This is a genomic window from Bartonella sp. bp_1 (assembly GCF_055808085.1).
In genome coordinates this window covers 1,502,501-1,521,455 of record NZ_CM147851.1, presented here as the reverse complement: position 1 = coordinate 1,521,455, position 18,955 = coordinate 1,502,501, and the positions used below count along the sequence as shown (strand labels likewise).

Genomic DNA, 18,955 nt, shown 5'->3' with positions numbered 1-18,955 from the left:
TGATGGCGAAACTCTATTTTACTGAAGACCACGAATGGCTGAGTGTCGAGGGCGGCATTGCGACTGTCGGTGTCACCAATCACGCACAGGAACAGCTGGGTGATCTTGTTTTTGTCGAGGTGCCGGAAATCGGCAAAACAATCTCGCAGGGAGATGCGGTGGCTGTCGTTGAATCGGTCAAAGCTGCTTCTGACGTTTATGCACCTATTGATGGTGAGGTGACAGAAGTGAATGACGCGCTTGCCGGCGATCCTTCTTTGGTCAATAGCGCGGCTGAAAGCGACGGCTGGTTGTGGAAAATGAAAATTGCCGATGAAGGACAGTTGTCCAAGCTTCTTGATGATGCCGGTTATAAAGCACTGATTGGATAGATTGAATGCGTGAGTTACCCTTTTCCGCCCGTCATATTGGGCCTAAGCCTGATGATGTTAAAGCCATGCTTGATGTTCTTGGGACATCTTCTGTTGAAACACTGATTTCAGAGGCTGTGCCTGAATCTATCCGCCTCAATCGTTTGCTGGATATACCGTCAGCAGCGAGTGAGCAGGATGCCTTGGCAGAGCTTGGTGCTATTATGGATGAGAATATTGTCCATAAAAGTTTTATCGGACAAGGGTATCACGGTACATTTACACCACCGGTTATTTTGCGCAATCTGTTTGAAAATCCTGCTTGGTATACGGCTTACACGCCCTATCAGGCAGAAATTTCCCAAGGTCGTCTGGAAATGCTTTTCAACTTTCAGACTTTGGTTGCCGAACTTTCAGGTTTGCCGGTTGCTGCCGCTTCTCTTCTTGATGAGGCGACTGCTTTTGCCGAAGCTAATGCGATTGCAGTGCGTTTTGCCCGTGACAAGAGAATCCATATCCATGTTGTCGGCAAGCTGCATCCTCAGACATTGGATGTAGCCAAAACACGGGCCGAAACACAAGGGTTCAACATTGATAGCAAGGGCGAGATTGATAATAACACAGCAGCCATCGCTTTGCCTTGGCCGGATACAGATGGTGTATTCCATGATTATGGCGATGTTATTGCCGATGCCAAAGCTAAGGGTGCTTTGGTGATTGTTGTGGCTGATCCGTTGGCTTTGACAATTATGGAGGCTCCGGCCAAATGGGGTGCCGATATTGTTGTCGGTTCCATGCAGCGTTATGGTGTGCCGATGGGTTTTGGTGGGCCACATGCTGGTTATCTGGCCGTATCGGATGCGTTGACCCGTCTTATCCCTGGCCGTATTGTCGGCCAGTCAATTGATACCAAAGGCCGTGTCGGTTTCCGTCTCGCACTTCAAACGCGCGAACAGCATATCCGTCGTGACAAGGCAACTTCTAATATCTGTACGGCGCAGGCATTGCTTGCTAATATGGCGACGGCCTATGCGATCTGGCACGGGCCGCAAGGTTTGCAGGCTATTGCTCAGCGTGTCCACAATTTGGCAAGCCGTTTTGCAACTGGTTTGAAAGCGGCCGGTCTGACACTTGCCGGTGATACATTTTTTGATTGTGTTACGGTTAAAGTTGCGGGCAGGGCTGAGTCGATTGTGCAAAAAGCCTATGCAGATGGCCGCTTGTTGCATCTGGTTGATGCTGATCATGTCGGGGTCTGTTTTGACGAGTTGTCAACGGATGAGGATGCACATGCTTTAGCGGCACTCTTTGGTGCCAAATTGGCTGAAAAGGCTGAAAGTGCACTCTTTGGCAAAGCGCGCGGCAATAGCTTTTTGACACAACCTTTTTTCCATGCGGTGCATTCGGAAACCGATATGATGCGTTTTTTACGCCGTCTTGCCGATAAGGATCTGGCGCTTGATCGGGCGATGATTCCATTGGGTTCCTGCACGATGAAACTCAATGCGGCTGCCGAAATGATACCAGTAAGCTGGCCGAAGGTTGCCAATATCCATCCTTTTGCGCCAGCTTCAGATACAAAAGGCTATATCAGGATGATTGACCAGCTTGAGAGCTGGCTGTGTGAAGTAACCGGTTTCAAGGGGGTCTCTTTCCAGCCCAATTCCGGTGCACAGGGTGAATATGCAGGTCTTATTGCTATTCGCCGTTATCATGAAAGCCGCGGTGATCATAATCGTAATATCTGTCTCATTCCGGCTTCCGCCCACGGGACTAATCCGGCCTCTGCCCATATGGCCGGTATGGAAGTGGTTGTCGTCAAATGTCTGGATGACGGTGATGTGGATGTGGATGATCTCAAGGCGAAAGCCGAAATGCATAAAGAGAAACTTGCCGCTTTGATGATTACCTATCCTTCAACCCATGGTGTCTATGAAGAATCGATCAAGGATATTTGCAAGATTGTCCATGACAATGGCGGGCAGGTCTATTTTGACGGTGCCAATCTGAATGCTTTGGTGGCGTTGGCGCGTCCTAGCGATGTCGGTGCCGATGTCTGTCATATGAATTTGCATAAAACCTTTGCTATTCCGCATGGTGGCGGCGGACCGGGTGTCGGTCCGATCGGTGTTGCTCCCCATCTTGTTGCATTCCTGCCGGGCCATGGTGATTTTGACAGTGACCATGCTGTTTCGAGTGCACCTTATGGCAGTGCATCTATCCTTGTTATCACATGGATGTATATTCGTATGATGGGGCCTGACGGTCTTAAAGCTGCAACAGAGACAGCTATTCTGAATGCCAATTATATTGCCCAGCGTTTAAGCGCGGCTTATCCGATCCTTTATAAGGGCAAGAAAGGACGCGTCGCCCATGAGTGTATTGTCGATACACGGGTGCTGAAAGATCAGTATGGTATTACGGTTGATGATGTTGCCAAGCGTCTGATCGATTATGGATTTCATGCGCCGACTATGTCGTTTCCAGTGCCCGGTACATTGATGATCGAGCCGACGGAGTCCGAGCCGAAAGCCGAGGTTGACCGTTTGTGCGATGCTCTTTTGGCAATTGCTGGCGAGGCAAAGAAAGTCGGTGAGGGCGTTTGGCCCAAGGATGATAATCCATTGTGTAATGCGCCGCATACATTGGCTGATACGATTGATGATAATTGGGCACGTAGTTATAGCCGCCAGATTGCGGCATTCCCCAATCCCGATTCTGATCCGGCTGATAAATATTGGCCGCCGGTTTCGCGTATCGACAATGTTGCCGGTGACAGGAACCTTATTTGTTCCTGTCCGCCGCTTTCAAACTATGCCTGATTGAAAAACCGCCTTCGGGCGGTTTTTATTTTCCTCTGTCAATCGGGTGATCAAAAACAATATTCTTCCCCTGGCGGCTGATGCCGGTATATTTTTGATTTGTTACTTTTTTCAATCGGGCGATTTCATCATTGTTTTTATCATAGAGGACGATCGTGCCACGGGACAGATCCCAATAGGCCGGTGTTTCTTTCCAGTTCCGGCATATCGTGCTCTCCTCGAATTTATAGTGTTGATATTGCGGGGCGCTGTTTTCCATAGCCAGATTAACGTTACATTGCCGCCCGTCAATTGTTGTTGTCCACACGCCGCTATATGTTGAGGGATTATTCAAGTACCAACGGTGTTCGTCAACCCAGTAGCGTTCGCTTTCCAGATCTGTCAGCGGCATGGGGCAGATCGTCCGCCCGTCTTTACAGGCTGTGAGCATAAAACAGAGAGATGTTGCCACTAGAATGGTTTGCACCCAAATCATCGTCGCCCTGTCCTGATTATTCATTTCACACACCTTGCACGCGACATGCGCTTGTCGAGGCCGTCTTTCATAATCAGCCGGTGGACATAGACCATAAAAATGTGTCCAACAATCAGAAGCAATAACACCCAGCCCAGTTCACCATGGAAGTCGCTGCCCAAGGCAATCAGATTATCGTGCCTGATACCGGTTGCAGGTAAAAGTGGAAAGCCGAATAATGCAAACCCTTTGCCCGAGCCATAAGCCCGCAATATGGCGCTCAACGGAATGAAAATCATGAGCAGATAAAGTGCCAAATGGCCAAGATGGGCGGCTAGTCCCATAAAGTGGAGTCCTAAAGGCGGGCGTTTGGCAAAATTGATAATTCCCCATATGCCCCGCAGCAGCACAAGGAAAAACAGGATTGTGCCGAGTGGAAAATGGATAGACCAGAAAAAGTCGCGCAACCACATGCCCTTGTCGAAGAAGAAATGCAAAATGGCGCTGAAAAGCTGGATAAACATCAGACCAGCCATGGCCCAGTGAAATATACGGCTGACTGTGCCGAAGCGCTGGGGGGTGTCCATTATGCTCATGATTTTTCCTTTTACGGTTATTGTCAGTGACACTCATGACAGTTTATCGGCTCGCCTGCAAGATCGGCAAGGATCGGGCAGTCAGGACGACCGTCTCCATGACAATGTTCAGCTAGATGTTGCAATGTGGCAATCATGGTTTGCAGAGAGGTAATTTTTTCCTGCAAAATGGCAATGTGGTCTGTCGCTAGTTTTTTGACGGCTGACGAGGCGCGTGTGCGATCTTTCCAGAGGGCCAGCAAGACCCGGATATCCTCTATGGTAAAACCCAGCTCGCGGGCGCGATGGATAAAGCGCATGGTTTCAATATCATTGGCGCTGTAGACGCGGTATCCGGCTTCGCTGCGTAAAGGCGGTGCAATCAGGCCGATATCTTCATAATGGCGGATCATTTTGGCTGAAAGACCGGTTTTTTTAGCGGCTTCTCCGATATTCATCGCTCATCCTCTCTTGTTCTTCAGCCCAACTGTTTTTGTAATGTTTCCAATCCCCATTCGCGTAATGCCTGTGCACGGGCATCGCTGTCGGCTTCGCTATAGATACGAAATTCGGGTGCGTTGCCAGATGGACGAAAATGGATCATGTCATGATTGTCGAAAATGATCCGCAAACCGTCGATTGTATCTGTTGTGGCGATAGAACCGAGTGGTGCAAAAAAGCGGGCACATTGCACTTTGTCCTTAAGGCTTTCAAGCAAATGGGCGGCCTTTTCCATATCGATATTTTGCAACCGGTCGCTGGCATTAAAACGATGGGGCAGGGTTTGGCGTAGTGCGGAGAGCGGCATTTGTTTGGCGAGGCTCAGCCCCAGAGTTGCCAGAATAGGTAGCATAGCATCGCGTGTCGGCAAGGCACTGATATTATTGCCATTGAGGCGAATCGTATTGCCAAGCAATACGCCACCATTGGCCTCGAAACCGACAATGCGTTTGAAACCTTCGCGTCGTGTCTCTGCCATGGCTTCAATGACATAGGGAGAACCGACCCTACAACGTTTGACATTATCGAAAAGCTGTTCGACCATGGAAGTGGATGTGACCGGTGTTACTACACAGTCGGCCCGTAGATATTGTGCTGTGAATATACCCAGCAGATCGCCATGAAAATAATGGCCCATTTCATCGGCAAGGAGTGGGCGGTCGCCATCGCCATCGGTCGATATGATGCCATCAAGCTGGTGTACTTTTATTCCTTCTTGTGCGATATGGCGGTCTTCATCACTTAAGGCTTCGGTGTCGACAGGAATGAAGTGATCGGATGGTGCCAGTATAAAAGCCTCTGCGCCCATCGTGGTGATTATGGTTTTCATTAAGTCTCGTGCTACAGAAGAATGCTGGTAAATCCCGATGCGTTTACCTGCGAGCGCTTTGATCGGCAACAGCTCAAGACAGCGCATGAGGTAATCGTTATAAAGGATAACAGGTGGCAATGGCCGCGTTGGTTCAATCCGGCTTTGCGGGTCGAGATGGCTAAGAATGCCGGCTTCATCCTGTTTGTCGATTTCGCCGTCTTTGGAATAGAATTTCAGCCCGTTGCGGTCTTCCGGAATATGACTGCCCGTCACCATAATAGCTGGTATTTTATGACGGCGGGAAAAGAGTGCCAGAGCCGGTGTGGGCAGGGTGCCCAGATTGATGCTTTTATAACCGGCATCCAGACAGGCCGACAAAACGATGTGGGCAATATGCGGACTGCTTTCACGCAAATCATAGCCGACCGCTATAGAGGAGCCTGGTTTTATTTTATTATTTGCTTCCAGATAGCGAATGAAAGCACGGCTGTAGCGCTGAACGACAACATCGCTCAGGTCAGTTACAAGGCCGCGTAGACCACTGGTTCCGAATTTAAGATCACTTTTCATCTGTGCCATTTATGCATGTCGACATGTTTTTACAAGCCCGGCTTTTAATACCTTTAGGGAGACGGCTTTTGAACAGGATCTTATTGGAAGGGCTATTGATATCAGAAATATAAAAAAGCTTTGCAGATTGCACGATGGCAAAGCCTATTTTTTATAAAATAGAAGTTTTGGAGAAAGTTTTTCCCATTCTTATCAATTCTGGCGTAAAGGCGGTGTTGGCATATGGTTCCAGTCATTCTATATGATGGTCAAAAGTTTCATGATGGAATGGCAAAAGGGAAAGTAATCATGACCGCGACAGCACAAAAGAGCACTGAAGCCGTATCAGATGCATCGGCTTTTCCGATTCCCGATAATGTTTTTGCCCTGACGGTTAATAGTGTCAAACATTATACCGATCGTCTGTTTAAATTCCGCATGAACCGTCCTGAAAGCTTCCGCTTCCGTTCCGGCGAGTTTGTCATGATTGGTTTGCCTAATGCTGAAAAGCCCGTTTATCGTGCCTATTCGATTGCCAGTCCGTTTTGGGATGAAGAGCTTGAGTTCTTTTCTATCAAGGTGCCGGGCGGTCCATTGACCGAGCATTTGCAAAAAATCCAACCCGGTGACACGGTGTTGATGCGTAAGAAATCAACAGGCACATTGGTGTTGGATGCGCTGACACCCGGCAAAAGATTGTATCTGCTATCAACAGGTACGGGTGTTGCGCCTTTTGCCAGTCTTATCCGTGATCCTGAAACATATGAAAAATTTGAAGAGGTTGTGTTGATCCAGACTACTCGTGAAGTGGCAGAGCTCAATTATGCACGTGAGTTGGTGGATGAATTGACACAAGATCCGCTAATTGGCGAGTTTGCCGCACAGCTGAAATTCTATCCTATGACAACGCGGGAAGAGTCCGCCCATATGGGTAGAATTACCGATGCCATGCGCTCCGGCAAATTCTTTGCCGATACTGGCCTGCCGAAATTGAATGCGGATGAAGACCGAGTGATGATTTGCGGCTCTATGGCAATGCTCAAGGATTGCGCAGCCATGTGTGAAGAATTCGGGCTGGAAGAAGGCGCTAATAATGCGCCCAATACCTATGTCGTCGAACGCGCTTTTGTTGATTAAATAGAGCTGAAATCATCGATTTGGGCATTGTTGCCACTTGCAACAGCTATAGGCTTGGTTTGCCGTGAAGCATTTGATGCTGATCGTTATTCCCCTATTGGCACATTGCATAAAGATCAAAGATAAAGCCTATAGCCTTTATCTTTTCAATGCTGCAGCTTCTGCCGCAAGTTTGGTGATGCTATCCCAGTCTTGGGCTGCGATAAGTTCTTTGGGAGCAACCCATGAACCGCCGACACAAAGGACATTGTCAAGATTGAGCCAGTCGGCAGCATTCTTCAGTGATATACCACCGGTGGGACAGAATTTAAGGCCATTGAATGGTGAGGCAAGTGCTTTAACAAAACCGATTCCGCCAGCCTGTTCTGCCGGAAAAAATTTCAGTAGTTCATAACCCTCTTCCTTGGCTGCCATCAACTCGCTTGGCGTGATAGCACCGGGAAGAAGAGGAATCTTGCTTGCCGCAGCTGCATCTATGAGTTCATAGGTCAGTCCCGGACTGACGATAAATTTTGCACCTGCATTTTCTGCGGCTTCATAATGCTCGTCATTTAAGACTGTGCCCGCTCCGACAACGGCCTCTGGTACCTCTGCAGCGATGGCAGCAATAGAGTCGAGTGCGGCTGGTGTGCGTAATGTGACTTCGACAGCTTTTAATCCACCTTTGGCCAGTGCGCGGGCGAGCGGTATTGCATCCTCAACCTTGTCTATCAGGAGAACAGGTATAACACTTTGTCCCTGCATGATTGGCAGGAGCTTGTCTATTTTTTGTGTCATTGTTTTTGTCTCCATTTTCAGTTGAGCTTTCTTTATAGGCGAAAGGCCGTTTTTCTCCAAGCGTTCTTGATGCAAATGGCTTGAATTTAATGACAGGGAAGAGTAAAGCCTGAGATAAAAAGGATACCACAATGTCAAACACTTATACTGTCGCCGCTCTTTATTGTTTTGCCCGCTTGCCGCGGTTCAAGGAATTGCAGCAGCCTTTGCGGGAATTATGTAAAAGTCATGGCATTAAGGGAACATTGCTTTTGGCCCATGAGGGGATTAACGGCACGGTTGCCGGCACGAAGGAAGCGATTGAAAAGCTTGTCGCTTTCATTACAGCTCAACCGGAGTTGAAAAATCCTGAATTGAAATATTCATGGGCATCAGAAATGCCTTTTTTGCGTATGAAAGTACGTCTCAAGAAAGAGATCGTGACTATGGGGGTTGAGGATGTCGATCCGCTGGAAGTGGTTGGTACCTATGTATCACCAACAGAATGGAACGATCTGATCAAGGACGAAGATACAATCTTGATTGATACGCGCAATGATTATGAATATCAGATCGGCACCTTTGAGGGCGCTATTGATCCCGATATCAAGACTTTTCGTGAATTTCCGCAATGGATCAAGGATCATGAAAGCGAATTGCGCAAAAAGAAAAAGATTGCCATGTTCTGTACCGGTGGTATCCGCTGTGAAAAGTCGACGGCCTATGTGCGCAGCCTTGGTTATGATCAGGTCTATCACTTGAAAGGCGGCATTCTGAAATATTTGGAAGATATGCCGAAGGAAGAGAGCTTGTGGAAGGGTGAATGCTTTGTTTTTGATGAGCGTGTATCGGTCGGCCATGGCCTGAAAGAAGGCGGACTTGAACTTTGCCGTGCCTGTCGGCGTCCCTTGTCACCGGAAGATAAGTTGAAACCGCATTTTGAAGCTGGTGTTTCTTGCGAGGCTTGTTACCCAGAACGTAGCGAAGAGGATCGCAAGCGTTTTCGCGACCGTCATTTACAAGTCCAGCTTGCTAAGAAGCGTGGTCAAGCGCCACATATTGGTCATTAAACAACAAGGGTTTTGATATAACAGGTTAAGGGCGGATATGCTTGATGCTGCTGTGCGTTACCATCGTTGAAAAATATTGATGGTCGTTATGTCAGACTGGAGATGCTCGATATTTCTTGCCATTATTAAAACAGGCTTATGAAGTATGGCTTGCACCTGATAATTTTGACGCGCAAGGCTGGCAGAAAAAGGCGTTGATGGATTTTATCGCATATTATCGCTGAGTTTTTAACGGTTGTTCTTGAACCACTGGACGAGAAAGTCCATCAGCAGCCTTACTTTGGCCGGTAGATAGCGACGATGGGGGTAGACTGCATAAATGCCTGTATTCTTGATGGCATAATCATCCAGTACAGTTTTGAGACGGCCCGCACGTATTTCTTCCTCGGCCACAAAACGTGGCATACGGGCAAAGCCTATTCCTTCAACGGCTGCCCGACGTGTGATGACTGGGCTGTTAACCTCTAACGGGCCGTTGACGGGAATGGAAAAGATAGCCCCTTCGGCATTGATAAAGGTCCAGTTGTTGAAACTACGGTTGTTGCGGTCGATTAGACAAGGCATATTGCGTAGGTCCTGTGGCTTTTCAGGTTTTCCGACCTTGGCAATCAGTTCAGGCGCGGCGACAATAACCGATGGTATGGCAGTCAGGCATCGGGCAATAAGTGATGAATCATCCATACGGGTAATGCGAATGGCAAGATCAAACCCTTCATCGACCATTTCGACAAAACGGTCATCAAGGTGGATGTCCAGATGAATTTCAGGGTTTGCTACCATGAAGTCGACCAATGATTGTCCGATCGGTGCATCGGCAAAGGTACGCGATGTACTGATTTTAATACGCCCATGGATGTTTGTATTTGATTCGGAAATAGCATCCTGCAGATCATCGAACTCCTTGAGCAATTCGACTGCCCGTAAATAGTAGGCGTGTCCTGCTTCAGTTAGGGATAATTGCCGTGTGGTACGGTTGAGCAGCAAGACACCAAGATTATCTTCCAGTTCACGTACATGTTTTGACAATAGGGCCTTGGAACGGTAGGTTTTACGGCTGGCGGCCGAAAAGCCTTCTGCATCGACGACATCGATAAACGCACGCATGCGCGTCAGCATTCCCATGATGTTTCCCCCTTAGATTATGGTATTGTTTTATGTGGAATTGATCAAAAGTCCACTTTAGGCTTTAATAATTAAGTCGGTTTGCCTCTTTTTTGAAGGAAAAACTGGCAAACCCAGAAGAAAAAGTAGAAAAATGAAAAAAGATATTGAAATCACCCTGTAATGGGCCTATATCCCGTTTTGCCCAAAGTCGCACGTGCCTGTGGGTGTCCGCCGGTCCTCGAATGGTGAGAATAACCGGTATGGTACCTGGACTTAACCGCTCCAGTCATTTTTACGGCCAACCGCAAGAATGAGGACATCTTGAAGCAACGACGGTGCGGGCCTTTCTAGTGTCTTCCGACCTTCCATCAGTCGGGATTACTGAAGAGGCACACCTCATTGCCTTCCAGTGCGGATGCGGTTCTCCAAATCCAATCAAAAAGGCAGACAAAGCGGAACAATGCGTTACACGCGCTGTTTCATCGCCGTATGTTCTGTGTATTTTGTCCGATACCTCCAATAATCGGTCAGGAAAGCAGTTCTATACACTTTGTCCCTTGGCGTATTATATGGCTTGATGCCTGTATCGCCGGTTATACGGAAATGAAAATTTCCGAGGAGAACTGATATGGCTACGCAACGTATTCTTGATTTTCTGGCTACCCGTCGCCCTGAAGGCCCTTGCATGGTGCTTGATCTGGATGTGGTTCGTGAAAATTATACCAATTTCCGTCATGCTCTTCCTCAATCGCGTATTTTTTATGCGGTCAAAGCCAATCCGGCACCGGAAGTACTGCGGTTACTTGCCGATATGGGGTCATCTTTTGATACTGCATCGGTTGCAGAAATTGAAATGGCGTTAGATGCCGGTGCGACAGCCGACCGTATTTCTTATGGCAATACGATCAAAAAAGAGCGTGATATTGCCCGTGCCTATGAATTGGGCGTTGATCTTTATGCGATCGACTGCATTGAAGAAGCTGAAAAAATTGCTCGATCAGCACCAGGTGCACGTGTTTTTTGTCGCGTTCTGACCGATGGTGAAGGTGCTGAATGGCCATTATCACGCAAGTTCGGTTGTGTGCCTGCCATGGCAGTTGATGTATTGCGGCATGCCCATTCGCTGGGCTTGAAAGCTTATGGTGTTTCTTTTCATGTCGGTTCACAGCAGACCAATCTGGCAGCATGGGATCGCGCTCTTGGTGATGCATCGTCTGTTTTCCAGACACTTGCCAAGGAAGGCATTGTACTTAAAATGGTCAATATGGGTGGCGGTTTTCCTACCCGTTATCTGAAAGATGTGCCAAGTGCAGAAGCTTATGGCATGGCTATTTTTGATGCACTTTCCAAACATTTCGGTAATCGTCTGCCGGAAACCATTATCGAGCCCGGTCGTGGCATGGTTGGCAATGCTGGTGTTATTCGTACTGAAGTTGTTCTGGTTTCCCGAAAGGCCGATAATGATAATGTCCGTTGGGTCTATCTTGATGTTGGCAAATTTAATGGATTGGCTGAAACCATGGATGAAGCTATCCGCTATCAGATCGTGACACCACATGATGGTGAAGCAATTGCGCCTTGTGTACTTGCTGGCCCGACCTGTGATTCTGCCGATGTCATGTATGAGAAGACACCTTATCCGTTACCTGTTTCCCTGACGGTTGGTGACGAGCTGCTTATTCTTGGAACGGGTGCCTATACCACAACCTACGCCTCTGTTGCGTTTAATGGTTTTGAACCGCTGCGGTCTTACGTGATCTAGGTTGAAGACAAGTTGGCTCAAGTCTTCGGTCTTATAGGGCCGGAGATGGGAAAGGTTGAAAAGATGTTCGAGAATGCAATTGATAATATTGCTATAAAATTCACGATTGATGATGAGCAGCCGCATGATTTTATGATGCGTGAAGCGCTGCTGGACCATGCTATGGGAAAAGGCCGCAAGCGTAAATCATCAGAAAAGCTGCGCCGCGGCAGGGTGCCGGCCAATGGGCTGGCGCTTGTAGTACGTGATGAAAAGGCCGATCTTTTGGCGACGGTACGCCTTTGGCATGTTGGATTTATTGGTAAGGATGGTACACAAAAAGATGCCTTGCTACTTGGCCCGCTTGCTGTATCGCCGGAATTGAAAGGTCGTGGCGTCGGGTCAAAACTGATGGAGGTCGCAATCCAGCGCGCAGCTTCTTATGGTCATGGTGCGATATTGCTGGTAGGTGATGTTGCCTATTATAAACGTTTTGGTTTTTCGTCCGGTTTGACACAAAATCTTGCTATGCCGGGACCCTATGAAATTGAGCGGTTCCAAGCATTGGAACTGCTTGAGAATTATCTTGATGGAGCTCATGGAGTTTTGAAAGCGACCGGAGTGAAAGCAGCATCCCATATTGTTGCCCACCGTCATGTCGCCTGAATATATCCGGCTTTAACGATTATATTTCATTTTTCCGTTCATGGCCGCATCGATGATTTCTGTAGCAGCCTTCTTTGTCAGGCGTAGAGGGTTATCACTTGTTGTGATGTCTTCTGTACTCATGGCTTCAATCGCGGCCTTATCTCTGCCTTTAAGTTTTGTGGCTGCGATGAGTGCCCCGAGCTTTGAAGGTATTGCCGTCTTATGACGTAAATCCTGAAGGGTTTTGATGATGCCGTTTGCACCACCTTTGATATGGAGACGGTCAGCCAGTTCTTTCAAGCGGTTATCGATGGATGGTCTGTGATAGGCTAGAACATAGGGTAATAATACACCACATGCCGTGCCATAATGGATGCCGAATAGTACATGCAATGCATGGGCCAAGGTTGTGGCGCCGCCGGTTCCTTTATGGGCTGCTATGCCGGTTGTAACTGTTGTCCCCATCAAGAGCGATTGGGCTTTTATATTATCCGGTTCACGATAGGCGGTTTCAAGATATTTGAAAACGATATCTATTGTATGGAGAGCGCTTGCATCGGCCAAAGGATTGAATGCTTCTGTGCACCAGCTCTCAACGGCGATAGTCAAAGCATGCATAGCGGCTCCTGTTATGACAGAAGGAGAGGCTGTTGCGGGTAAAAGTGGATCATAAAGGATTAGGTTCGGGAGTAGACCTTCATGACAGATAACTTCGCTTTTGATTGGAAAGCGATTTTGAATGATCGCATGAGGGCGTGTTTCGTTGCCGCTGCCGGCAAGTGTTGGCATGGCGATGAGATAGGGCAAAGGCGTCGTGGTTGTAGGCGGTGTCAAATGGGCAAGATCGCTATCGCGCGGTGCAAAAAGTTTGACAAGTTTGGCATAGTCCATGACGCGGCCGCCGCCAAAGGCAATAATGGAGTCAAAACCGCCAGATCGCCATAGTCTGATGGCTTCGGGCAGACTTTCCTTGTTATATTGCTGCGGATGGATGGTGAAGATACCGAAGCCGATTATGGTCTTATCAAAAAGTTTCAGTATTTTCTTTAGCGTTGCGCTTTGGGCCAGATGAGTATCGGTAATAATCAGCGGCAGATTCAGGTTATGTTGCGCCATGAATGACGGCAAGTTTTTGATTTGTTTTTGAGCCAGAATGATGTGGGTTGGAAATGACCATTCGGCATTTAGGTCAAAAGGCAGGTTAAGGCGTGTCATGATGAGCGATTTCAGATTATCAATAGGACATGTATATAAAGATCATGTTTTTTTATTCAACGTAAATCAAGAAGGCAAATGCCATTGTCATGATATTGATATTTAATGACCGCTGTTGCCCATATGGTTTTCCGGTTTTTTAACAAGCCAGACAAGAGCAAAAAGGGTAGCGAACAGGCAGGTTAGAATAAAAAAAGCATCGGCAAAAGCCATAATAGTCGCTTGTTCACGCACAATATTATAGAGTTGTAGTAATGCGCTTTTTTGCGCATTAATGCCAGGCAGATTAAGATTGGCGGTCAAGCCCGATAAGATATTGAGTGCCTCATGGCGACCCCATTGGATACTTTCAGCCAGCCGTTCATAATGCAAATCGGTACGGCGCATGACGATGGTGTTGATGACAGCAAGCCCGACGGCACCACCGAGGTTGCGGGTAAGATTATATAGGCCGGAGGCATTCTTCAATCGTTCAGGCGGTAATGTGCCGAGCGCAATATCATTGATCGGCACCATACACAGCATCAATGAAATGCCGCGCAGAATTTGCGGCCAGAACAGTTCCCAGAAATCCCAGTCGCTGGTGAGTCCTGTTACAAGCCATGTTCCCCAGCCAAAGCTAAAGAAACCAATGGCCATCATGATGCGCGGATCCATTTTTTTTGAAAGATAGCCGGCAAGAGGTGCTGAAAAAAACATGGCAAGACCAGATATAAACATGGTTTCACCAATCATCAGGGCATCATAATCGCGGATTTGGCTGAGATAAAGGGGATAGAGATAGGTTAGGCCATAAAGACCGATTCCCATCACAAAGGAAAAAATAGAGCCTAAGGTAAAGTTGAGATTGCCAAAAGCTTTAAGATCGACAATCGGCTCATGAGCGGTGAAAGCACGCCAGAAAAACAAGATTCCGGCGATGATCATGACAACGGTGAAGTTACGGATAAGTTCATCTTGCATCCAGTCATTGCGCGGACCTTCTTCAAGCACATATTCGAGTGAGCCAAGGAAAACAGCCATGCCGATCAGTCCCCACCAGTCGAATTTGTCTATGAGTGATTTGTCTCCTTTGTCAAAATCAATCAGCCGCCATGCCATGATGGCAACAATAATGCCAAAAGGCAGGTTGATAAGAAATAGCCAGTGCCATGAAAAAGCATGGCTGAGATAGCCGCCGACAGTTGGTCCTATTGTCGGGGCAAGGGTTGCGACAAGGCCAACAATGGGCGAGACAATATGGCGCTTGGAGGCAGGGAAGATTGTATAGGCGGCAGCAAAGACACTAGGAATCATCCCCCCGCCAATGAAGCCCTGTATGGCACGATAGATAATCATCTGTTCTATGGATGATGCTGTTGCACATAAAACGCTGGCCGCTGTGAAGCCTGTGGCCGAAATGGTAAAAAGAACGCGTGTCGACATAAGGCGGCCAAGAAAGCCTGAAAGTGGAATCATAATGACTTCAGCAATCAGATAGGACGTCTGTACCCATGAAATTTCATCAGAACTGGCGGCCAGTCCGGCCTGGATTTCGGAGAGGGAAGCCGAAACGATCTGGATGTCGAGGATTGCCATGAACATGCCGAACACCATGGCAATGAAAGCGACAACTCTACGGGGATCGATTTTTTCGTCAATGTCGGTTGAAGAGACACTGGCGCTCATTTGTTCTTGTCTTCTGCCAATGAAGAGGCATGATCGGGTTTGGTGCGTGTATCAATACTGACAACGACACTCATACCGGCGCGGATACGTCCGGTTGCTAATACGTGTTCGGGGATTGAAATCCTTACAGGCACACGCTGGACGATTTTGGTGAAGTTACCGGTGGCATTTTGTGGCGGTAAAAGTGAGAAAACAGCACCGGAAGCAGGTGATAAAGATAATACTTTGCCTTCGAATTCATCGCTATCAAGACCGTCAACAGAGATACGCACGACTTCGCCACCATAAATATAGGGAAGCTGTGTTTCTTTATAATTGGCATCAATATAAAGGGTATGAATGGGAACAAGGGCGGCAAGGCGTTGCCCGTTAACGACAAAATCTCCCTTTTTGGCAGAGAGATTACCAATGACGCCATCGAATGGAGCACGTAGGATGGTAAAGTCAAAATCACGCTGGGCCTTGTCTCGAGCCAGTTCAAGTGATCGGGTTTCGCTGTTTTTTTCTTTCATTTCGGCTTTGAGAACAGAAATATTGGCTTCGGCGGCTGCAATCTGCGCATCGGTACGTGTCATATTGGCAATGGCCTGATCGTAGGCTGATTGGGCATTGTCGACTTCCGATTTGGCAACATAGCTGTTCTGGTTGAGTTTTTTTGCACGTCCCAGTGTGATTTCGGCATTGGTCATAATAGCAAGGACTGCCTGCTTTTGTGCCCGTGCTTCATCTAGTGTTGTTCGCGCCGCTTCAATTTGGGCCTGTATGCGATCCAGTGTATGTTTTTGCGTCTCGAGTTTGGCTTTTGCCTGATCAAGGGCAATTTGATAGTCGCCATTATCAAGGCGGAACAGGATATCGCCCTGTTTGACACTGTCATTGGCGTTAACCGGTATTTCTTCAATATAACCGTTCACTTTGGGGGCAATCGCTGCAATGTCGCCTTGAACATAGGCATCGTCGGTTGTGACGAGATAACGCCATTCCGTCAACCAGCGAAAACCGCAATAGATGAGCACCAATAGCATGATCAGGCCGATAACCTTGAATATTTTTTTACGCTTTTCTGGAGTCGTATTTTGGGTTTCTGCTGTTGCTGTTTGCTGGTTCGTTTCCGACATATGTCGTTATCTTTCAAATGGACGAATAAAAATATTGGCTTCAGGGAAAAGCGAAACTAGCTGATCATCTATTGTGATGCAATTTGAGTTTATTTATTTTGTTGTGCATCGTTGGCAGATTCCCCGAATTTCAATGGTGCTATGCTTGGCTGTAAAACCGATTTCGGCTGTAAGATGCTGAAGATCGTGGGCCAGTTTATGGTCGTCCAGTTCTTCTACAGTGCCGCAATCGTTGCAAATTGCAAAAGCTGCAATGCCATGGCCGCAACCACTGGGATGGCGGCATGACATAAAGGCGTTCATGCTTTCCAGACGATGGATGCGTTTTAATACAATGAGACTTTCAAGTGCCCGATAAACCTGTAGAGGGGCCCGAAACCCCTGGTCGCGTAATTGATCAAGGATGGCATAGGCGCTTAATGGGCCTTCGGCTTTTTCCAGTGTTTCCAGCACCAGTGTCTGGTTGCGTGTCAAGGTCTTAGCCATTTTTTGTGCCTTTCTTGAGTAAAGGGATAAAACGGGTGATTAGAAATACAACGAATAATCCCGTTACGATGCTTGCGCCCGAACGTGTATCAAATTGTACAGAGCCGAAAAGTCCGCTCATGGTGCCGATTATTCCTAGAAGGGCGGAAATGAGAACCATTTGTTCAGGGCTTGATGAGAAGCGTCTTGCACTTGCGGCAGGTATAATCAGCATAGCGGTGATGAGCAAAATCCCGACAATGTTCATTGCAACAGCTATAATAATGGCTAAAATCATCATTAAGGCAAAGCGGGCTATATCAGGGTGCATATTTTCTGCTTGTGCGAGGTCGCGATTGACGGTTAGGGCAACAAGTCGGCGCCATAAGAAGATTGTTAATAAAATAACAATCATTACGCCTGCCCAGACAATTGCAAGATCCTGTTTGGAAACTGCAAGTATATCGCCAAAAAGATAGCCCATTAGATCGACCCGTACCCAAGGCATGAGGTCAATCAGGATGAGACCGAGAGCCAAGGTGCCATGTGACAAGATACCAAGAAGAGAATCAGAGCCGAGATTTTCACGCCGTTGGAAAAAGAAAAGTGCCAAGGCGACTATAATGGCAATGATAAATACACCGAGCATGGTATTACTTTGTAGCAAAAGTGCAAAGGCGATGCCGAGCAAGGCAGAATGAGAAAGCGTATCGCCAAAATAGGCTAGTCTTTGCCATACAATGAAGCAGCCGAGCGGCCCTGCCATGAGTGCAATGCCAAGACCTGCAAGGATGGCACGTAAAAAATAGTCATCAAGCATGATGGGATCCCGGGTGGTCTATGTTTTTATGTTCTGTATGCTGGGGGACAGAGCAGTTTCCGTCAGGGCCGTGGCTATGATCGTGATGATGCTGATAGACGGCCAGCGGTGCTTTGTTTTGGCCAATAAGAGTGCCGTAGGCCTCGCTGGCTATAACGGTTTCAGGGGTGCCTGAACAACATATATGGCCGTTAAGACATAAAACGCGGTCTGTAGCCGCCATGACGATGTGAAGATCATGCGAGATAAGCAAAATGGCGCAATTGAGTTCGTTTTTTAGCTCGCCAATCAGGGCGTAGAGTTCGCTTTCGCCATTAAAATCGACACCTTGTAATGGTTCATCCAGAACAAGAATGTCAGGCTGGCGTGCGATAGCGCGTGCCAGTAGTACGCGTTGCAATTCGCCGCCAGAAAGATCCGCCACCTGTGCATGAATGAAGCGGGACATGCCAACACGGTTGAGCGCGCTTTGCAATGTTTTCTGGTCAAGCCGATTGGTTAGTCGCATAAGCTTCTCGACTTGGAGCGGCATGGAGCGGTCAATTGATAACTTTTGTGGGACGTAGCCAAATTTTACGTTTGGCTTGCGATATATTTCGCCCTTGCTTGGCGAAATAATATTCAGAGCCATCTTAGCTGTCGTGGTTTTTCCCGAGCCGTTGGGGCCGATCAGCGTGACTATTTCCTGGCGGTGGAGCTGTAAATCAATATCACGAACCAACCATCGGTTATCGTACCTCACTCCGGCCTTTTTCATTTCAAGAAGGCACTCATTGTTATTTTTCATCATTGTTTTCATGCTTGCGTTGACTTTGGTTCATGTCTATATCAAAAATGTAATGTAATAAAGTAACGTTTGGATTTTTTGTGATTAAATTTATTTTTTCCTGTTTGTTTGCATTGTTTATTTTTCTATTCACCGGTGTTGCGCATGCACAAGAGGGCGGTGTGCCCCGTGTTGCAGTGTCGATCAAGCCTCTTCATTCACTGGTAAGTGCCGTTATGGGTAAGCTTGGAACGCCATCGCTTATCGTTAAGGGGGGCGGATCCGAACATGGTTATGCGTTAAAGCCATCAGATGCCGAACTTATCTCCAAGGCAGATATTATTTTCATTGCTCATCCCGATATGGAGCGCTTTCTATTAAAGCC

19 protein-coding genes (1 of these 19 only partly in view) are annotated in these 18,955 nt (G+C 47.6%); 7 read left to right on the top strand and 12 right to left on the bottom strand.

Annotated elements, in window-relative coordinates; translation table 11 throughout:
* Positions 1–2: 2 nt before the first annotated feature.
* A complete protein-coding gene (gene gcvH, locus ACYZ97_RS07530; protein WP_473297861.1) occupies positions 3–371 on the top strand; it encodes a glycine cleavage system protein GcvH in 369 nt (122 codons plus the stop codon).
* 5 nt (positions 372–376) lie between these two features.
* Positions 377–3,172: an aminomethyl-transferring glycine dehydrogenase gene (gene gcvP, locus ACYZ97_RS07525; protein ID WP_473297859.1), complete on the top strand. Its 2,796-nt coding sequence runs from the start codon at positions 377–379 to the stop codon at positions 3,170–3,172.
* A gap of 25 nt (positions 3,173–3,197) precedes the next feature.
* Here the strand turns inward: gcvP and ACYZ97_RS07520 are convergent, their stop codons facing one another.
* The 4 genes from ACYZ97_RS07520 to ACYZ97_RS07505 are packed head-to-tail and all read right to left on the bottom strand — an operon-like array spanning position 3,198 to position 6,092.
* Positions 3,198–3,671 carry an AprI/Inh family metalloprotease inhibitor gene (locus tag ACYZ97_RS07520; protein WP_473297858.1) on the bottom strand — a complete coding sequence of 158 codons (474 nt, stop codon included), beginning with the start codon at positions 3,669–3,671 and terminating at the stop codon, positions 3,198–3,200.
* Positions 3,668–4,222: a cytochrome b gene (locus tag ACYZ97_RS07515; protein WP_473297856.1), complete on the bottom strand. Its 555-nt coding sequence runs from the start codon at positions 4,220–4,222 to the stop codon at positions 3,668–3,670. Before ACYZ97_RS07515 ends, ACYZ97_RS07520 begins: the two co-directional genes overlap by 4 nt.
* A gap of 23 nt (positions 4,223–4,245) precedes the next feature.
* Positions 4,246–4,659: a Cu(I)-responsive transcriptional regulator gene (gene cueR / locus ACYZ97_RS07510; RefSeq protein ID WP_473297855.1), complete on the bottom strand. Its 414-nt coding sequence runs from the start codon at positions 4,657–4,659 to the stop codon at positions 4,246–4,248.
* Between the two features lie 20 nt (positions 4,660–4,679).
* Positions 4,680–6,092 carry a phosphomannomutase gene (locus tag ACYZ97_RS07505; protein WP_473297854.1) on the bottom strand — a complete coding sequence of 471 codons (1,413 nt, stop codon included), beginning with the start codon at positions 6,090–6,092 and terminating at the stop codon, positions 4,680–4,682.
* A gap of 279 nt (positions 6,093–6,371) precedes the next feature.
* On the opposite strand from ACYZ97_RS07505, the gene ACYZ97_RS07500 reads away from it, so the two are divergent.
* Entirely contained in the window at positions 6,372–7,199 is an 828-nt protein-coding gene (locus tag ACYZ97_RS07500) for a ferredoxin--NADP reductase (RefSeq protein ID WP_473297852.1), read from the top strand.
* Between the two features lie 138 nt (positions 7,200–7,337).
* On the opposite strand, the gene ACYZ97_RS07495 is transcribed toward ACYZ97_RS07500, so the two are convergent.
* Positions 7,338–7,976: a 2-dehydro-3-deoxy-phosphogluconate aldolase gene (locus tag ACYZ97_RS07495; protein ID WP_473297851.1), complete on the bottom strand. Its 639-nt coding sequence runs from the start codon at positions 7,974–7,976 to the stop codon at positions 7,338–7,340.
* 131 nt (positions 7,977–8,107) lie between these two features.
* Here ACYZ97_RS07495 and trhO point away from each other — a divergent pair, with 131 nt between their 5' ends.
* Complete coding sequence (gene trhO / locus ACYZ97_RS07490) at positions 8,108–9,025, top strand: oxygen-dependent tRNA uridine(34) hydroxylase TrhO (protein WP_473297849.1); 918 nt, start codon at positions 8,108–8,110, stop codon at positions 9,023–9,025.
* A gap of 228 nt (positions 9,026–9,253) precedes the next feature.
* On the opposite strand, the gene ACYZ97_RS07485 is transcribed toward trhO, so the two are convergent.
* The gene (locus ACYZ97_RS07485) at positions 9,254–10,147 is read right to left on the bottom strand and encodes a LysR family transcriptional regulator (RefSeq protein ID WP_473297848.1); all 894 of its coding nucleotides are present in this window, start codon (positions 10,145–10,147) and stop codon (positions 9,254–9,256) included.
* Between the two features lie 610 nt (positions 10,148–10,757).
* On the opposite strand from ACYZ97_RS07485, the gene ACYZ97_RS07480 reads away from it, so the two are divergent.
* Both ACYZ97_RS07480 and ACYZ97_RS07475 read left to right on the top strand, forming a co-directional pair.
* On the top strand, positions 10,758–11,891 hold the full coding sequence (locus tag ACYZ97_RS07480; protein ID WP_473297846.1) for a type III PLP-dependent enzyme: 1,134 nt from the start codon (positions 10,758–10,760) through the stop codon (positions 11,889–11,891).
* A gap of 63 nt (positions 11,892–11,954) precedes the next feature.
* Entirely contained in the window at positions 11,955–12,536 is a 582-nt protein-coding gene (locus ACYZ97_RS07475) for a GNAT family N-acetyltransferase (RefSeq protein ID WP_473297844.1), read from the top strand.
* A 12-nt stretch (positions 12,537–12,548) separates the two neighbouring features.
* Here the strand turns inward: ACYZ97_RS07475 and ACYZ97_RS07470 are convergent, their stop codons facing one another.
* The 6 genes from ACYZ97_RS07470 to ACYZ97_RS07445 all read right to left on the bottom strand — a co-directional run bounded on the left by ACYZ97_RS07470 (position 12,549) and on the right by ACYZ97_RS07445 (position 18,594).
* Positions 12,549–13,733 carry an iron-containing alcohol dehydrogenase family protein gene (locus ACYZ97_RS07470; RefSeq protein WP_473297843.1) on the bottom strand — a complete coding sequence of 395 codons (1,185 nt, stop codon included), beginning with the start codon at positions 13,731–13,733 and terminating at the stop codon, positions 12,549–12,551.
* Positions 13,734–13,835: 102 nt separating this feature from the next.
* Positions 13,836–15,401: a DHA2 family efflux MFS transporter permease subunit gene (locus ACYZ97_RS07465; RefSeq protein WP_473297842.1), complete on the bottom strand. Its 1,566-nt coding sequence runs from the start codon at positions 15,399–15,401 to the stop codon at positions 13,836–13,838.
* Entirely contained in the window at positions 15,398–16,519 is a 1,122-nt protein-coding gene (locus ACYZ97_RS07460) for an HlyD family secretion protein (protein WP_473297840.1), read from the bottom strand. Before ACYZ97_RS07460 ends, ACYZ97_RS07465 begins: the two co-directional genes overlap by 4 nt.
* Positions 16,520–16,612: 93 nt before the next feature.
* The gene (locus tag ACYZ97_RS07455) at positions 16,613–17,005 is read right to left on the bottom strand and encodes a Fur family transcriptional regulator (RefSeq protein WP_473297838.1); all 393 of its coding nucleotides are present in this window, start codon (positions 17,003–17,005) and stop codon (positions 16,613–16,615) included.
* Positions 16,998–17,804: a metal ABC transporter permease gene (locus ACYZ97_RS07450; RefSeq protein WP_473297837.1), complete on the bottom strand. Its 807-nt coding sequence runs from the start codon at positions 17,802–17,804 to the stop codon at positions 16,998–17,000. Before ACYZ97_RS07450 ends, ACYZ97_RS07455 begins: the two co-directional genes overlap by 8 nt.
* Complete coding sequence (locus tag ACYZ97_RS07445; protein ID WP_473297836.1) at positions 17,797–18,594, bottom strand: ATP-binding cassette domain-containing protein; 798 nt, start codon at positions 18,592–18,594, stop codon at positions 17,797–17,799. Before ACYZ97_RS07445 ends, ACYZ97_RS07450 begins: the two co-directional genes overlap by 8 nt.
* An 80-nt stretch (positions 18,595–18,674) precedes the next feature.
* Here ACYZ97_RS07445 and ACYZ97_RS07440 point away from each other — a divergent pair, with 80 nt between their 5' ends.
* Positions 18,675–18,955 carry the 5' portion of a zinc ABC transporter substrate-binding protein gene (locus ACYZ97_RS07440; protein WP_473300662.1) on the top strand. The gene runs 658 nt beyond the window's last position, so only the first 281 of its 939 coding nucleotides appear in the window; it begins with the start codon at positions 18,675–18,677; its stop codon lies off the right edge, out of view.

Excerpts from the sequence above, each read along its gene's own strand:
- gcvH (WP_473297861.1), top strand. The coding sequence starts at position 3 with ATGGCGAAACTCTATTTTACTGAAGACCACGAATGGCTGAGTGTCGAG.
- gcvP (WP_473297859.1), top strand. The coding sequence starts at position 377 with ATGCGTGAGTTACCCTTTTCCGCCCGTCATATTGGGCCTAAGCCTGAT.
- ACYZ97_RS07520 (WP_473297858.1), bottom strand. The coding sequence starts at position 3,671 with ATGAATAATCAGGACAGGGCGACGATGATTTGGGTGCAAACCATTCTA.
- ACYZ97_RS07515 (WP_473297856.1), bottom strand. The coding sequence starts at position 4,222 with ATGAGCATAATGGACACCCCCCAGCGCTTCGGCACAGTCAGCCGTATA.
- cueR (WP_473297855.1), bottom strand. The coding sequence starts at position 4,659 with ATGAATATCGGAGAAGCCGCTAAAAAAACCGGTCTTTCAGCCAAAATG.
- ACYZ97_RS07505 (WP_473297854.1), bottom strand. The coding sequence starts at position 6,092 with ATGGCACAGATGAAAAGTGATCTTAAATTCGGAACCAGTGGTCTACGC.
- ACYZ97_RS07500 (WP_473297852.1), top strand. The coding sequence starts at position 6,372 with ATGACCGCGACAGCACAAAAGAGCACTGAAGCCGTATCAGATGCATCG.
- ACYZ97_RS07495 (WP_473297851.1), bottom strand. The coding sequence starts at position 7,976 with ATGACACAAAAAATAGACAAGCTCCTGCCAATCATGCAGGGACAAAGT.
- trhO (WP_473297849.1), top strand. The coding sequence starts at position 8,108 with ATGTCAAACACTTATACTGTCGCCGCTCTTTATTGTTTTGCCCGCTTG.
- ACYZ97_RS07485 (WP_473297848.1), bottom strand. The coding sequence starts at position 10,147 with ATGGGAATGCTGACGCGCATGCGTGCGTTTATCGATGTCGTCGATGCA.
- ACYZ97_RS07480 (WP_473297846.1), top strand. The coding sequence starts at position 10,758 with ATGGCTACGCAACGTATTCTTGATTTTCTGGCTACCCGTCGCCCTGAA.
- ACYZ97_RS07475 (WP_473297844.1), top strand. The coding sequence starts at position 11,955 with ATGTTCGAGAATGCAATTGATAATATTGCTATAAAATTCACGATTGAT.
- ACYZ97_RS07470 (WP_473297843.1), bottom strand. The coding sequence starts at position 13,733 with ATGACACGCCTTAACCTGCCTTTTGACCTAAATGCCGAATGGTCATTT.
- ACYZ97_RS07465 (WP_473297842.1), bottom strand. The coding sequence starts at position 15,401 with ATGAGCGCCAGTGTCTCTTCAACCGACATTGACGAAAAAATCGATCCC.
- ACYZ97_RS07460 (WP_473297840.1), bottom strand. The coding sequence starts at position 16,519 with ATGTCGGAAACGAACCAGCAAACAGCAACAGCAGAAACCCAAAATACG.
- ACYZ97_RS07455 (WP_473297838.1), bottom strand. The coding sequence starts at position 17,005 with ATGGCTAAGACCTTGACACGCAACCAGACACTGGTGCTGGAAACACTG.
- ACYZ97_RS07450 (WP_473297837.1), bottom strand. The coding sequence starts at position 17,804 with ATGCTTGATGACTATTTTTTACGTGCCATCCTTGCAGGTCTTGGCATT.
- ACYZ97_RS07445 (WP_473297836.1), bottom strand. The coding sequence starts at position 18,594 with ATGATGAAAAATAACAATGAGTGCCTTCTTGAAATGAAAAAGGCCGGA.